We start from the raw sequence: 14,540 nt of genomic DNA, 5'->3' as shown, positions 1-14,540 counted from the left end.
CGGCAATAATCGTCCGGTGGCCTGTGGACAGGCGCGACAATGCGCCCAAACACAGGCCTGAAAGGGGGGAAATGGATGGCTCAGACTACCACCGAGCGCCCGGCTTCGGAATGCTTGTCCCCTACTTATTCACAAAAACATCCACAGCTATTGCACAGGCCGGTGAATTGGCGTAGTCACAAGGGGTTGACGTGAGGGGGGAGACCTCTCTAGAATTTCCGGTTCTTTCCCGTCCCATTCATACGAGAGGCCCACATGGCCACCAAGCGCACCTACCAGCCCAGCAACCTCAAGCGTAAGCGCGACCACGGCTTCCGTGCCCGTATGAAGACCGCTGACGGCCGCAAGATCCTGTCGCGTCGCCGCGCCAAGGGCCGCAAAGTCCTGAGCGCCTGATTGCCATGCCGCACATCGCGGCAGACGCAATCCCTTCGACAGTGAATACTGCAGACCCGCGCAAGCGATTCCCTCGCTCTGCGCGGGTTCGCACGCGTGCCGAATATTCAACGGTCTTCAACGGCGCCCGCCGTGTGTCCGATCCGCTGATGACCCTGCACTGGCTGCCGGCTGACCGGCCGGCCAGGCTGGGTCTGGCGGTTTCCCGCAAGGTCGATCCACACGCCGTAGGGCGTAACCGGATCAAGCGCGTCCTGCGCGATACCCTGCGTCAGACACGAACCGACATCCAGCCAGGCGACTTCGTCGTCGTGGCTCGTAGTGCTGCGCGTTCCGCCAGCAACGACGACATCCGCCAGGCCTTTCTGCGCCTGTTGCGGCGCCTGCGTGCATTGCCCGCGCCGGGCGTGGACGGCACAATGCCGCCGCCAGATGGCATCGCATCTCCTTCTTTGACCGAGCCGGCATCGCGTCCCGGCCCCGCCGAGCCTGTCCGCTGATGAACCAGACCCGCGTATTCCTTATTTTTGCCTGGCTGATGGTGGCCGTGCTGCTGTGGATGGAGTGGAGCCGTGAAAAGGCGGCCCCGACCCCGGCACCGACCACGACGTCGGTCCAGGCCGCCGCACAGAGCGTTCCAGGGGCGACCCCGGGCAGCATCCCCAGCGCGCAGGTTCCCGGTGCACCCGGCCAGGCCGCGGTGCAGGCCCAGGCCAGCGCCACCCCGGCTGCCCAGCGCGTGACGGTCACCACCGACGTGCTGCGCCTGGTGCTGGATGGCGGCCGCGTGCTCGATGCCGAGCTGCTGCAGTTCCCGCAGTCCAAGGACGAAGGCAGCCCGCCGGTCCGCCTGCTGACCGAAAACCCCGCGCATCCGTACAGCGCGATCAGTGGCTGGGCCAGCGAAGACAAGAACACCCCGGTGCCGGGCGCCGATGGCTTCAAGCTGGTCGGTGACGTCCATGACTTCGTGCTGGCCGACGGCCAGAACCAGCTGCAGATCCCGTTCGTGTGGACCGCCGACAACGGCGTGACCATCAAGCGCACCCTGACCGTCTCGCGCAACGAGTACGCCGTGCGCTTCAAGGACGAGGTCAGCAACACCGGCGCTGCCCCGTGGAACGGCTACGTCTACCGCACCCTGGACCGTACCCCGACCATCCTGTCGCGGAACATGACCAACCCGGACTCGTTCAGCTTCAACGGCGCGACCTGGTATGACAACGACAAGAAGTACCAGCGCCGTGCGTTCAAGGATTACCTGGACGATGGCGCGCTGAACCAGAACATCACCGGCGGCTGGCTGGCGATGCTGCAGCACCACTTCTTCACCGCCTGGATTCCGCAGAAGGATCAGACCGCGCACTACGTGCTGTCGCAGGTGGCAGGTCGTGACCTGATCGAAGCACGTGGCCCGGCCTTCACCGTGGCCCCCGGCCAGTCCACCAGCACCGAAGCCCGCCTGTGGGTCGGCCCGAAGCTGGTGAACCAGATTGCCAAGGAAGACGTGCCGGGCCTGGACCGCGTGGTCGACTACAGCCGCTTCTCGATGATGGCGGTGATCGGCCAGGGCCTGTTCTGGGTGCTGAACCAGGTGCACAAGCTGGTCGGCAACTGGGGCTGGGCCATCGTCGGCCTGGTGGTGCTGCTGAAGCTGGTGCTCTACCCGCTGTCGGCCGTGCAGTACAAGAGCGGTGCGAAGATGCGTCGCTTCCAGCCGCGCATCGCGCAGCTGAAGGAACGCTATGGCGATGACCGCCAGAAGTTCCAGACCGCGATGATGGAGCTGTACAAGAAGGAAAAGATCAATCCGATGGGCGGCTGCCTGCCGATCCTCATCCAGATGCCGATCTTCTTCGCCCTGTACTGGGTGCTGGTGGAGTCTGTCGAGCTGCGCCAGGCGCCGTGGCTGGGCTGGATCCAGGACCTGACCGCACGCGACCCGTACTTCATCCTGCCGGTCATCAACGTGGCGGTGATGTGGGCCACGCAGAAGCTGACCCCGGCACCGGGCATGGACCCGATGCAGCAGAAGATGATGCAGTTCATGCCGATCGTCTTCGGCTTCATGATGGCCTTCATGCCGTCGGGCCTGGTCCTGTACTGGGTGGTCAACGGCGGCCTGGGCCTGCTGCAGCAGTGGTGGATGACCAAGCGCCATGGTGGCGAGCCGCTGCCGGCAACCACGGCACCGGCCCCGGTCAAAAAGAAATAAGCCGGGTAGAGTCGACCGTTGGTCGACTTCTCCAACGCCAGTCGACCAACGGTCGACTCTACCGCTGCAAAAGCCCGCCGCAAGGCGGGCTTTTCGCATGCAGGGGTAGAATCGCCCGCACACCGCTCCTCCCACCTCCGGTCATGCCATGCCGCGTACGTCGTCGTTCCGCCTGTTCCTGCCTTCGCTGCTGCTGACCCTGGCCGTTGCCGGCTGTGGCGACCAGGACGCGAAGGCGCCGGCGACCGCCGTTACCCAGCCCAGCGCGCAGGCCGCCGCCGCCGCCGACCCGGCCGCTGCACCGATCCTGGCTGCATTGCAGAAGCAGCTGGATGGCTACCGCCGCATCATCGTGCTGCTGGCCGACGAAGCGCAGCAGAGCCCCGCTGACCGCGGCACCTCCACCCGCATCGGCCAGCAGCTCTTCCACGACGGCCTGGAACAGCGCACCGCCATCGCCGCGCAGTTCGACAGCCTGCTGCGCAATGGCAGCCCGCAGCGCTTCGCCACCCTGGGCACGGTGCTGGACTACATCGAATCGGCACCGGAACTGTTCGACGCCGATCGCCTGGCCTTCCGCGAAATGCTGCGCGACCTGCACGAACGCGTGGGTACCGATTCCTCGCTGCCGGCGGTGAAGCTGCACCAGCGCATCGGCGAAGACCTCGATGCGCTGGATGAAATAGAGCGCAACTACAACCAGGAACTGACCCGCATCTTCAGCCGCTTCGAGCGCACCCGCGCCATCGACCTGAAGCGGGAGAAGTGGGAGGACTACATCGCCCACCTGCACAAGGACTACAGCCGCGAGGCCATCCAGCGCGACTACGGGGTGATCGAGCCGTACCCGATGTCGATGAAGGACAGCGACCGCGAGATCTTCGGCCGTGACCTGCCGCCGAAGACCGTGGTGCTGACCTTCGACGATGGTCCGCACAAGGCGTACACCGATGAGGTGACGGCCATCCTCAAGCGCTACGACGTGCCAGGCGTGTTCTTCGAGGTCGGCCGCAATCTGGGCAAGGTGGAAGCCGACGGCAAGGTAACCCTTGGCCCGATGGCGAAGATCAGCCGCACCCTGATGGAAGAGGGCTATGCGGTCGGCAACCACAGCCTGACCCACGCCCAGCTGTCGCGCACCACCGGCGATGCACTGCGCCAGCAGGTGCTCGATACCGACACCCTGTTGAAGGATGTCGACAGCAAGCGTGCGCCGCTGTTCCGCTTTCCGTATGGCGCGCGCAACGCTGAAGGCCTGCAGCTGCTCAACGAAGCCGGCCTGAAGTCGATCATGTGGAACATCGATTCGATGGACTGGGCCGACCCGGTGCCGGAATCCATCGTCCAGCGCGTGCTCGACCAGGTGCACAAGGAACAGCGCGGCATCATCCTGTTCCATGACATCCACGACCGCGCAGTGAAGGCGCTGCCACAGATCCTGGATCGCCTGATTGCCGATGGCTACCAGTTCGCCGGCTGGAATGGCCGCGAGTTCACCGTCGCCCGCGCGCGCAAGGGCGCGGCCAGCGATGCCACCGTCACCACCGGTTACGAGAAGTCGTGGGCGATCGTGGTCGGCATCGACAACTACGCCAAGTGGCAGAAGCTGGAATACGCCAGCCATGATGCGCAGGCGGTGGCCGACACCCTCACCGGGCAGTTCGGCTTCCCGTCCTCGCAGGTGATCGTGCTGAAGAACGAGCAGGCCACCCGCAACAACATCCTGGCCGCCTTCCACGACCGCCTGGCCGACGACCGCACCGGCAGGAACGACCGCGTGTTCGTGTTTTTCGCCGGCCATGGTGCTACCCGCCAGCTCGCCTCCGGCCGCGATCTGGGTTACATCATCCCGGTCGACTCGGACCCGAAGGAATTCGCTACCGACGCCATCGCGATGACCGACATCCAGAACATCGCCGAGAGCATGCAGGCCAAGCACGTGATGTTCGTGATGGATGCCTGTTACAGCGGCCTGGGCCTGACCCGTGGTGGCCCCTCGTCGTCGTCGTTCCTGCGCGAGAACGCACGCCGCAGCGCGCGGCAGATGCTCACCGCCGGCGGTGCCGACCAGCAAGTGGCCGACGCCGGCCCGAATGGCCATTCGGTATTCACCTGGGTGCTGCTGCAGGCGCTGGCCGGCAAGGGTGACCTCAATGGCGACGGCCTGATCACCGGTACCGAGCTGGCTGCCTACGTGGCGCCGGCGGTCTCGGCGGTCTCGCAGCAGACCCCGGCCTTCGGCAGCCTGCCCGGTTCGCAGGGCGGCGAGTTCGTGTTCCAGGTGCCTGACAGCCAGGAATACCTCAACGCCGATTCGCGCCAGCTGACTGCAGATGCCATCGCGTTGAACAACAAGGTCGACGCCGCGCAGGATGCCAGCGCTGCCCAGGCGCCGGTGACCGTCGCCGACCTGCAGGGCGGCAAGGCCAGGCTGGTGGTGCCCACGGCCGGACCGGCATCGGACCGGCAGCGCGCGCAGCAGGCCAACGACCGTGGCCTGCAGCTGTACCGCGAGAAGCAGTACGACCAGGCCGCGGCGCAGTTCGCCGAAGCGCTGAAGCTGCGCCCGGACTTCGCCCAGGCGGCCAACAATCTCGGCTTTGTCTATTACCGCCAGCAGCGCTACGCCGAAGCCGCGCGCTGGCTGGAAAACACGCTGAAGATCGACCCATCGCGTGCGGTGGCCCACCTCAACCTTGGTGATGCCTATTTCAACGCGGGCGACAAGGCCAAGGCCAAGCAGGCCTACACCACCTACCTGGCCCTGCAGCCGCAGGGCAGTGGCGCCGCACAGGCGCGCGCACAGCTGGAGAAACTCTGAGCCATGAACGATGTGACCCGCACCGAGACCATCGTCGCCATCGCCAGTGCCGCCGGCGCGGGCGGTGTCGGATTGCTGCGCCTGTCCGGCCCGCGTGCGGCGGCGATTGCCAACGCGCTGGGCGCGCCCTCGCTGCGGCCGCGCCACGCGCACTACGCACGCCTGCGGGATGCCGACGGTGAGGTGATCGACGATGGCATCGTGCTGTGGTTCCCGGCCCCGAACAGCTTCACCGGCGAGGAAGTGGTGGAACTGCAGGGCCACGGCAGCCCCGTGCTGCTGCAGCAGCTGGTCGCGCGCTGCATCGCGCTCGGCGCGCGCCAGGCGCGACCGGGTGAGTTCAGTGAACGGGCCTTCCTCAACGGCAAGCTCGACCTGGCCCAGGCCGAGGCCATCGCCGACCTGATCGCGGCCGGTGACAACCGCGCTGCGCGCGCGGCTCGTCGCTCGATGGATGGCGTGTTCTCGCGCCGCATCGAAGCGGTGGTCGAACAGCTGGTGCTGCTGCGCATCCACGTGGAAGCGGCCATCGACTTCGCCGACGAACCGCTGGACACGCTCGGCGGCGCGCAGGTGCGGCGTGGGCTGGAACAGGCGCGCGCTGATCTTGCCTTGCTGCGCCGTGATGCCGAACGCGGCCGTCGCCTGCGCGACGGTCTGCACGCGGTGCTGATCGGCCCGCCCAATGCCGGCAAGAGTTCACTGTTGAATGCACTGGCCGGCAGCGAGCGTGCCATCGTCACCGACATCGCCGGCACCACCCGCGACACCCTGCGCGAGACCATCCGCCTGGATGGCCTGGAACTGACCCTGGTCGACACCGCCGGCCTGCGCGACGGCGGCGATGCCATCGAACGCGAAGGCATGCGCCGCGCCCACGTGGAAATCGAGCGCACCGACCTGGCGCTGATCGTGCTGGACGCGCGCGATCCCGCTGCCGGCGAAGCCGCGCTGGGCGAGGCAGTGGCCGCCGTGCCGCACAAGGTCTACATCCACAACAAGTCGGACCTGCTGGACGCGCTGCCGACGCTGGCCGACCCGGATCGCGTGTTCGTCTCGGCCGCCACCGGCGCGGGCCTGGAGGAATTGCACGCCCGCCTGCGCTCGATTGCCTCGGCCGGGGCAGGGGAGCAGGTGGAGGGTGAGTTCTCCGCCCGCACCCGCCATGTCGATGCGATTGAACGCGCGCAGGAACACGCACAGCGCGCCGATGGCGAGCTGGTGCACGAGCACCTGGAACTGGCGGCCGAAGAGCTGCGGTTGGCGCATGACGCGCTGGGCGAGATCACCGGGCAGATGAGTGCCGATGACCTGCTGGGCAGGATCTTCTCCAGCTTCTGCATCGGCAAATAGCGCAGGGGTCAGATCCCCGCAGGGGCTCTGACCCCGCACCGGTAACCCATGGGGTCAGAGCCCCTGCGGGGATCCGACCCCGGCACCCCCGCCTGTAACATTGCCGCCCCATACTGCCTCCCATCACATACCGCTTGGGGAAGTCGAAGTGAAGTCGTGGGGTTGTGCGTTGCTGTTGTCGCTGGCCGTGGCACCATCGGTGGTCATGAGTGCTGAATCGTCCACCCCGACCGCGCCCAAGGCGCTGGTCTACGGCCATCGCGGCGCCAGCGCGCTGCTGCCCGAACACACCCTGGCCGCCTATGCGCAGGCCATCACCGATGGCGCTGACTACATCGAGCCCGACCTGGTGATGACCAAGGATGGTGTCCTCGTGGCCCGGCACGAGAACGAGATCGGTGGCACCACCGATGTGGCCGAGCACAAGGAATTCGCCAAGCGGAAGACCACCAAGGTGATCGACGGCGAGCGCGTGACCGGCTGGTTCACCGAAGACTTCACCCTGGCCGAGCTGAAGACCCTCTACACCCGCGAGCGCCTGCCGGAACTGCGCAGCACAGCGTTCGACGGCCAGTTCCGCATCGCCACCCTCGACGAGATCCTGGCCTTCCTGGTCCAGCAGGCGGGGCGTGCCAACCGAGGCATCGGGCTGGTGCCGGAGATCAAGCACCCGACGTACTTCCAGTCCATCGGCCTGCCAATGGAAGACAAGGTGCTGGCCGCGCTGCGCGGCAATGCCTACACCGCCGTCGCGCCGGTCACGATCCAGTCGTTCGAGACCGCCAACCTGCGCTACCTGCGCGGCAGGATCGGCCGTGACAGCAACATCCGCCTGCTGCAGCTGCTGTGGAAGGGCGATGCCCGCCCGGCAGATGTCGCCAAGGCTGGTGGCACGCTGACCTATGCGCAGATGATGACCCCGGCTGGGCTGAAAGACATCGCCAGCTACGCCGACGGCATCGGCCCGGAGCTGCGCTCGATCATCCCGCTGGAGGCCAACGGTGCGCTGGGCACGCCGACGGCGCTGGTGCGTGATGCACACGCGGCGGGCCTGATGGTGATCCCGTACACCTTCCGCCCGGAAAACCACTTCCAGGCCAGCAACCTGCGCAAGGGCGCCGACAGCGCGCGCAACCCGGACGGTTCGATTGCCGAGATGCGCGCCTATCTGGCCACTGGCATCGATGCATTCTTCACCGATGATCCGGCGCTGGGCCGGCAGGCGGTGGATGGCATGGGCGCAGCGAACTGACCCGCCAACGTCGCCGGGGGCGGGGTCAGAGCCCCTTCGGGGATCTGACCCCGACGCGAGCTTTCAACCGCGCGGCTCGTCCGGCCGGCGGAACGGGATCACCACGTAATCCTGCCCCTCGCGGGGCTGCCACAGCACCGGCACGCGGCGCGGCGAAGGCGGCTCAAGCTCGTCGTCGGCCAACGGCTGGACATCTTCATCCTCGTCCTCCCAGCTGTAGTGCGGGCGCGGCGCCATCGGGTCGGCATTGCGGAACAGCAGCGCGGCAATGATGCCGGCGAAGGCGCCGCCCATGTGCGATTGCCAGGACACGCCGTCGGCATGCGGCAGGATGGTCATCAGCATGCCGCCGTAGAACAGCATGCCGATCAGGCCGGTGGCAATGGCCGCGCGGTCGCGGCGCAGCAGGCCCAGGCTGGCCAGCAGGAACATCAGGCCGTGGGTGACGCCGCTGGCGCCCAGGTGCACGCTGCCGGGGTTGCCCAGCATCCACGCGCCGATGCCCGAACCCAGCCACAGCAGGGGCAGGGCACGCACGGTGGCCTTCGGGTACACGCTGCCGGCCAGAGTGCCCAGGATCAGGATTGCAAAGCCATTGGCGGCGATGTGCTCGACCGAAGCGTGCAGCATCGGCCCGCCGATCAGGCCCAGCAGGCCCTTGGCTTCCAACGGCGCCACGGCCCAGGGCCGCCAGTCGAAGCTGCCCTGCAGGGCGAACACGGCCACCAGCACCAGCACGGCGGCCAGGCTGACATTGAACGCCCGCAGGATGCGCATGCGGTCGTTGCGGGGGGCCGGCACGTCACCGGCGGGCAGGGGCGTGTTGTTGTCCATACCTCAGCAATGGCGGTGGCCGGCGCGAAACCAAGGCCACCGCTGCGGGAGAGTCGGCACGGCCGACGGGACAATCCCATCGGCCGCGCGCTGCGGACCGGTCAGGCTCACGCCTGGCCGGCGTCTTCCTTCGGCGGGTACTTCAGGCTGAGCACCACGGTCGCGGCGATGATCGCTGCGACCACGCCCAGCGACACCGGGGTCGGGATCTTGAACAGGTCGATGATCATCATCTTGATGCCGATGAAGCCCAGCACCAGCGCAAGGCCGTACGGCAGCAGGTGGAAGCGGTCGGCCATGCCAGCCAGCAGGAAGAACATCGCACGCAGGCCCAGCACCGCGAAGACGTTGGAGGTCAGCACGATGAACGGGTCGGTGGTGATGGCGAAGATGGCCGGGATGCTGTCCACCGCGAAGATCACGTCGGTCACCGCGATCAGGATCAGCACCGCGAACAGCGGGGTGAACCAGCGCACGCCGTCGCGCTTCACGCTCAGCGCATTGCCTTCATAGCCGGGCAGAAGGCGCAGGTGCTTGCGCATCCAGCGCAGGGCCGGGTTGGTCTCCAGGTCGGGTTCCTGGCCGGCGGCGAACCACATCTTCCAGCCGGTGAAGAGCAGGAAGGCGCCAAACACGTAGAGCAGCCAATGGAACTGGCTGATCAGCACGCTGCCGGCGAAAATCATGATCGTACGCAGCACGATCGCACCCAGGATGCCGATGATCAGCACCTTCTGGCGCTGTTCCTCCGGCACCGCGAAGTAGCTCATGATCATCAGGAAGACAAAGATGTTGTCCACCGCCAGGGCCTTCTCGACCAGGTAGCCGGTCAGGAATTCCAGGCCGACCTTGTTGGCCACGACCTGGCCCGCGGTCTCGCTGAGGTAGAACCACAGGCCCGCATTGAAGAGCAGGGCCAGCGCGACCCAGCCGATGGACCACCACAGGGCTTCCTTGAAGGTGACCTTGTGCGGTCCGCCGTGACGCATCAACACCAGGTCGACAAGCAGGGCGATGATGACCACCGCCACGAAGCCGCCCCACATCCACACATTACCGATCGTCTGCATTGGGAATATCCGTTGGAAAGATGAATGCCAGGCCGGACGGCGAGGATCTGCAACGGAGGATCGGGAGGGGGATCCAGGGACAGAGCTTCGCCAGTACGGCGAAGGTCTCGCTCGCAACCCCACGCGGGTGGGATTGCCGTTGCACCGGAGCCTGCGGGCTCGAATTGACGGCGACAACGTCTGGGAGCTACTCCCCTTCTGGCGCCGATTCTGCGGCCTGGCCGGTCCGCCGTCAAATGGGGGGGGCGGCGGGGTCGGACCCCCGCAGGGGCTCCGACCCCACACCGCCATCGACCAAGGGGTCAGAGCCCCTGCGGGGATCTGACCCCGGCGGCCGGTTTACAATAGGCCGATGAATACCCCCCTTCCCGTTGTCCGCCTCAAGAACGCGTGGCGCTCCAGCCACCCGTGGATCTTCCAGAAACTGGTCGAGAAGCCGACCGTCCGGCCCAAGCCCGGTTCCATCGTCGACGTGGTCGGTATCGATGGCGAGTTCATCGGCCGTGGCTTCTACAACGGGCACTCGCGCATCGCCGTGCGCATTCTCGAAACCGACCAGAACGTGCCGGTCGATGCCGGCTGGTTCTCGCGCAAAATCGCCCAGGCGGTCGAACTGCGCCGCGGCGTGCTGAAGCTCGATGCGGTGTCCGACGCCTGGCGCGTGGTGCACAGCGAAGGCGACGGCCTGTCCGGCCTGGTGGTGGACCGCTACGGCGACCTGGTGGTGGTCGAGTTCTTCGCTGCCGGCATGTTCCGCCACCGCGAGTGGATCTACGACGCCCTGCGCGAACAGTTCCCGGGCTGCCGTTTCCACAGCTTCGCCGACGAACACGTGCAGAAGCAGGAAAGCTTCGACTTCCACGGCAACACCACCACCGAAGCGTCGGTGATCACCGAGTACGGCATCAAGTTCCGCGCCGACCCGGCCGGTGCGCACAAGACCGGCTTCTTCGCCGACCAGCGCGAAAACCGCGAGTGGCTGAGCCAGCAGGTGGAAGGCAAGAGCGTGCTCGACCTGTGCTGCAACACCGGCGGTTTCGCCGTGTACGCGGCGGCACGTGGCGCTTCGGAAGTGGTCGGCATCGACATCGATGAAGACGTCATCCAGATCGCCAAGGGCAATTCGCGCCTGAACAACGTGCGCCCGAAGTTCATCCAGTCCGATATCTTCCCGTGGCTGCGCGATGCCGCCAACCGCGGTGAACAGTACGACGTGGTGATCCTGGACCCGGCGAAGATGACCCGCGACCGCGACCAGGTGATCACCGCGCTGAAGAAGTACCTGGACATGAACAAGCTGGCGCTGGGCGTGGTCAAGCCGGGCGGCCTGTTTGCCACGTTCTCGTGCACCGGCCTGGTGGCCGAGGATCAGTTCCTGGACATGCTGCGCCGCGCGGCCTATTTCTCCGGCCGTACGATCCAGATCCTGAAGGTGGCGGGTGCCGGTCCGGACCATCCGTTCATGGCCCATGTGCAGGAATCGCGCTACCTGAAGGCCGTGTTCTGCCGCGTGGTTGATTGATTTCAACCTGTAGAGCCGAGCCGCGCCACCTGAACAATGGGGCGCCATTTGTTTTGAGCGCATCGCAATGCGCGGGAGACTGGCCGCCGGGCCGTGAAAAGGATTCATGCTCGGCGAAGATCCGCCGGGCGTGGCCCGGCGCTACCCAATGCGGGGCCACGACGCTATGGTCGGGCTCTTCCCTTACCGGTGAGAGCCCATGCCATCGTTGCGTCAGCTGTCCGTCGTGCTTGCATTGGCGCTGTGCGCGCCGCTGTCCGCCCACGCCATCGAGTTCAGCGCGCAGGAACTGGCCCGCGCCAAGGCGCTGCAGCAGCGGCTGCTGACCCTGGACAGCCACCTGGATACGCCGGCCAACTTCGGCCGCGCCGGCTTCGACATCGAACAACGCCACGCGCACAACGCGCTTTCGCAGGTGGACTACCCGCGCATGGTGGAAGGCGCGCTGGACGGCGGTTTCTGGGCGATCTACACCGACCAGGGCGATCGCAGTGCAACGGCGCACCTGGCCGAGCGCGACCACGGCCTGCAGCGCCTGCTGGAGATCCGCCAGATGCTGGCCGCCAACCCCGAGCGCTTTGCGCTTGCGCTGACCGCCGATGATGCGGCGCGGATCAAGGCTGCCGGCAAGCGCGTGGTCTACATCAGCATGGAAAACGCCAGCCCGCTGGTGGAAGACCCCAGCCTGCTCTCGTTCTACCATCGCGCTGGCCTGCGCCTGCTCAGCACGGTGCATTTTGCCAACAACGAATTCGCCGATTCGGCCACCGACCCCAAAGGCCCCGAATGGAATGGCCTGAGCCCGGCAGGCAAGGATCTGGTGCGGGCTGCGGTGAAGCTGGGCATCGTCATTGACCAGTCGCACGCCTCCGATGCCGTGTTCGATGATCTGCTGGCGATGATGCCGGTGCCGTTCGTGCTGTCGCACAGTTCGGCCAAGGCGGTCTACAACCACCCACGCAACCTGGACGATGCGCGCCTGCGCGCGCTGGCCAAGGCGGGCGGCGTGATCCAGGTGAACGCCTATGGCGGTTACCTGATCGACACCGGCAAAACGCCCGAACGGAAGCAGGCCGAGGAGGCGCTGAGCAGGAAGCTGGGCAGCTGGGAAGGCATGACCATCGCCCAGGGCGTGGCCCTGCAGCAGGCCGAGCAGGCGCTGGACCACGAACACCCGGTACGCCATGCCAGCCTGGATGACTTCTTCGCCCACTTCGAGCACATCCTCACCGTGGTCGGTCCCGAGCACGTGGGCATCGGTCTGGACTGGGATGGTGGCGGTGGGCTGAGCGATCTGCCCGATGTCAGCCAGCTGCCGAAGATCACCGCATGGCTGCTGCGCAAGGGCTACAACGAGCAGCAGATCACCGCCATCTGGGGCGGCAACCTGCTGCGGGTGATGCGCCAGGCGCAGGAGTACGCGGCAAAGCAGGGCCGGTGAAGCGCCCTGCGGTAGTGCCGGCCGCTGGCCGGCATCGCCCGGATCAACAGGTTGCGCATTGCCGGCCAGCGGCCGGCACCACCGGTGATGCGAAAGCTGGGCGGCTGACCGCCCTGCGGTAATGCCGGCCGCTGGCCGGCATGCCCGGTGATCAGATTATTTCGCGATCAGTGCATTGCGGCGGCTGTACAGGAAGTACAGCACCAGGCCGACCACGTTCCACACCAGGAAGTACAGCTGGGTGGTGTGCGGCAGGCTGATGAACAGGTAGATGCAGCCCAGCGCGGCCAGCGGGCCGACCACGAAGGCCACCGGCGTGCGGAAGGTGCGCGCACGGTCCGGTTCGCGCAGGCGCAGTACCACCAGGCAGATGCCCACGGCGGTGAACGCGGCCAGGGTGCCGGCATTGGCCAGTGCGGCGATCTCGTCCAGGCGGGCCACGCCGGCCAGTGCCGACACCACCACGGCAGTGAACAGCGTGGTCGCCACCGGCGTGCCAGTGCGGGCGTTGACCTTGGACAGGCCACGCGGCAGCAGGCCGTCGCGGCTCATCACGAAGAAGATGCGGCTTTGCCCGTAGAGGAAGGCCAACAGCACGGTGGGCAGGGCGATGATCGCGATCACGCCGATCACCATGGCGGCGGTCGGATGGCCGAGCTGGCGCATGATCAGGGCCAGCGGCTCGGCGCTGTGGCCGAACACGGCGTAGCTCATCGCACCCACTGCGGCCAGCGCCACCAGCACGTAGACGATGGTGCAGCCGATCATCGAACCGATGATGCCGATGGACAGGTCACGGCCCGGGTTCTTGGTTTCTTCGGCTGCGGTGGAAATCGCGTCGAAGCCGTAGAAGGCGAAGAAGATGATCGCCGCTGCCGCCATCACGCCGTGCTCGACCCCGTCCGGACCGATCGACTTGGCAAAGCCATACGGCATGAACGGCTGCAGGTTGGCGCTGTCGAAGGCGGGCAGGGCCACGGCCACGAAGATCGCCAGCGCGATCAGCTTGAAGACCACCAGGATCGCGTTGAGGGTGGCGCTTTCCTTGGTGCCCGCCATCAGCATCAGTGCCACCAGCCAGGTGATGATGATGGCCGGCAGGTTGATGAAGCCACCGGCGACATGCGGGCCGGCAGCGAGTGCAGCCGGCAGGGTGATGTTCCAGCCGAACTGCGTATGCGCCCATTCGAGGAAGCCGACGAAATAGCCGGACCAGCCCACCGCCACCGTACTGACCACCAGCGAGTACTCAAGGATCAGGCTCCAGCCCACCACCCAGGCAAATACCTCGCCCAGTGCGCTGTAGCTGTAGGTGTAGGCGCTGCCGGCGGCCGGCATCATCGTGGACAGCTCGGCGTAGGACAGGGCTGCGCAGGCGCAGACCGCGCCAGCGATGGCGAAGGAGATCAGCACCGCCGGGCCGGCCAGGTTGGCGCCGACACCGATGAGCGTGTAGATGCCGGTGCCGACAATGGCGCCGATGCCCAGTGCGATCAGGTGTGGCCAGCTGAGGGTCGGCACCAGGCGGCGGCCGGCTTCATGGACAGTGACGGAATCGAGCGACTTTCGCCGGAGCAGGGACATGCGGGCCTCGGAAGGGGATGACTTGGAACGACAAGTCCCCGAGTGTGACCGA

At 66.6% G+C, this 14,540-nt stretch carries 11 protein-coding genes; 8 read left to right on the top strand and 3 right to left on the bottom strand.

Annotated elements, in window-relative coordinates; genetic code table 11:
- The first annotated feature begins 255 nt into the window (after window positions 1–255).
- From rpmH to C1924_RS20190, 6 genes are all read left to right on the top strand, one after another.
- Window positions 256–396, top strand: a complete 141-nt coding sequence (gene rpmH, locus C1924_RS20215) for a 50S ribosomal protein L34 (protein WP_005411729.1) — start codon at window positions 256–258, stop codon at window positions 394–396.
- 5 nt (window positions 397–401) lie between these two features.
- Complete coding sequence (gene rnpA / locus C1924_RS20210; protein ID WP_108766916.1) at window positions 402–896, top strand: ribonuclease P protein component; 495 nt, start codon at window positions 402–404, stop codon at window positions 894–896.
- The gene (gene yidC, locus C1924_RS20205) at window positions 896–2,611 is read left to right on the top strand and encodes a membrane protein insertase YidC (protein ID WP_108766915.1); all 1,716 of its coding nucleotides are present in this window, start codon (window positions 896–898) and stop codon (window positions 2,609–2,611) included. The genes rnpA and yidC overlap by 1 nt, the downstream gene beginning before the upstream one ends.
- 148 nt (window positions 2,612–2,759) lie before the next feature.
- Complete coding sequence (locus C1924_RS20200; RefSeq protein WP_108766914.1) at window positions 2,760–5,432, top strand: polysaccharide deacetylase family protein; 2,673 nt, start codon at window positions 2,760–2,762, stop codon at window positions 5,430–5,432.
- 3 nt (window positions 5,433–5,435) lie between these two features.
- Window positions 5,436–6,785 carry a tRNA uridine-5-carboxymethylaminomethyl(34) synthesis GTPase MnmE gene (mnmE, locus tag C1924_RS20195; RefSeq protein ID WP_108766913.1) on the top strand — a complete coding sequence of 450 codons (1,350 nt, stop codon included), beginning with the start codon at window positions 5,436–5,438 and terminating at the stop codon, window positions 6,783–6,785.
- Window positions 6,786–6,933: 148 nt separating this feature from the next.
- Entirely contained in the window at window positions 6,934–8,037 is a 1,104-nt protein-coding gene (locus C1924_RS20190; protein WP_108766912.1) for a glycerophosphodiester phosphodiesterase, read from the top strand.
- 63 nt (window positions 8,038–8,100) lie between these two features.
- Here the strand turns inward: C1924_RS20190 and C1924_RS20185 are convergent, their stop codons facing one another.
- Both C1924_RS20185 and C1924_RS20180 read right to left on the bottom strand, forming a co-directional pair.
- Window positions 8,101–8,871 (bottom strand): rhomboid family intramembrane serine protease, encoded by a 771-nt coding sequence (locus C1924_RS20185; RefSeq protein ID WP_108766911.1) that lies wholly within the window; start codon window positions 8,869–8,871, stop codon window positions 8,101–8,103.
- A gap of 107 nt (window positions 8,872–8,978) precedes the next feature.
- The gene (locus C1924_RS20180) at window positions 8,979–9,941 is read right to left on the bottom strand and encodes a TerC family protein (RefSeq protein WP_108766910.1); all 963 of its coding nucleotides are present in this window, start codon (window positions 9,939–9,941) and stop codon (window positions 8,979–8,981) included.
- A 352-nt stretch (window positions 9,942–10,293) separates the two neighbouring features.
- On the opposite strand from C1924_RS20180, the gene C1924_RS20175 reads away from it, so the two are divergent.
- Window positions 10,294–11,463: a class I SAM-dependent rRNA methyltransferase gene (locus C1924_RS20175; protein WP_108766909.1), complete on the top strand. Its 1,170-nt coding sequence runs from the start codon at window positions 10,294–10,296 to the stop codon at window positions 11,461–11,463.
- Window positions 11,464–11,662: 199 nt separating this feature from the next.
- Window positions 11,663–12,904, top strand: coding sequence for a dipeptidase (locus C1924_RS20170; protein ID WP_108766908.1), 1,242 nt, complete (start codon window positions 11,663–11,665; stop codon window positions 12,902–12,904).
- A gap of 156 nt (window positions 12,905–13,060) precedes the next feature.
- On the opposite strand, the gene C1924_RS20165 is transcribed toward C1924_RS20170, so the two are convergent.
- Window positions 13,061–14,488 (bottom strand): amino acid permease, encoded by a 1,428-nt coding sequence (locus C1924_RS20165; RefSeq protein WP_108766907.1) that lies wholly within the window; start codon window positions 14,486–14,488, stop codon window positions 13,061–13,063.
- Window positions 14,489–14,540: the final 52 nt, after the last annotated feature.

This window comes from Stenotrophomonas sp. ESTM1D_MKCIP4_1 (assembly GCF_003086895.1).
Taxonomy (GTDB): Bacteria; Pseudomonadota; Gammaproteobacteria; order Xanthomonadales; family Xanthomonadaceae; genus Stenotrophomonas.
Note: the sequence above shows the minus strand (reverse complement) of the source record. Positions and strands in the feature narration are given on the sequence as shown.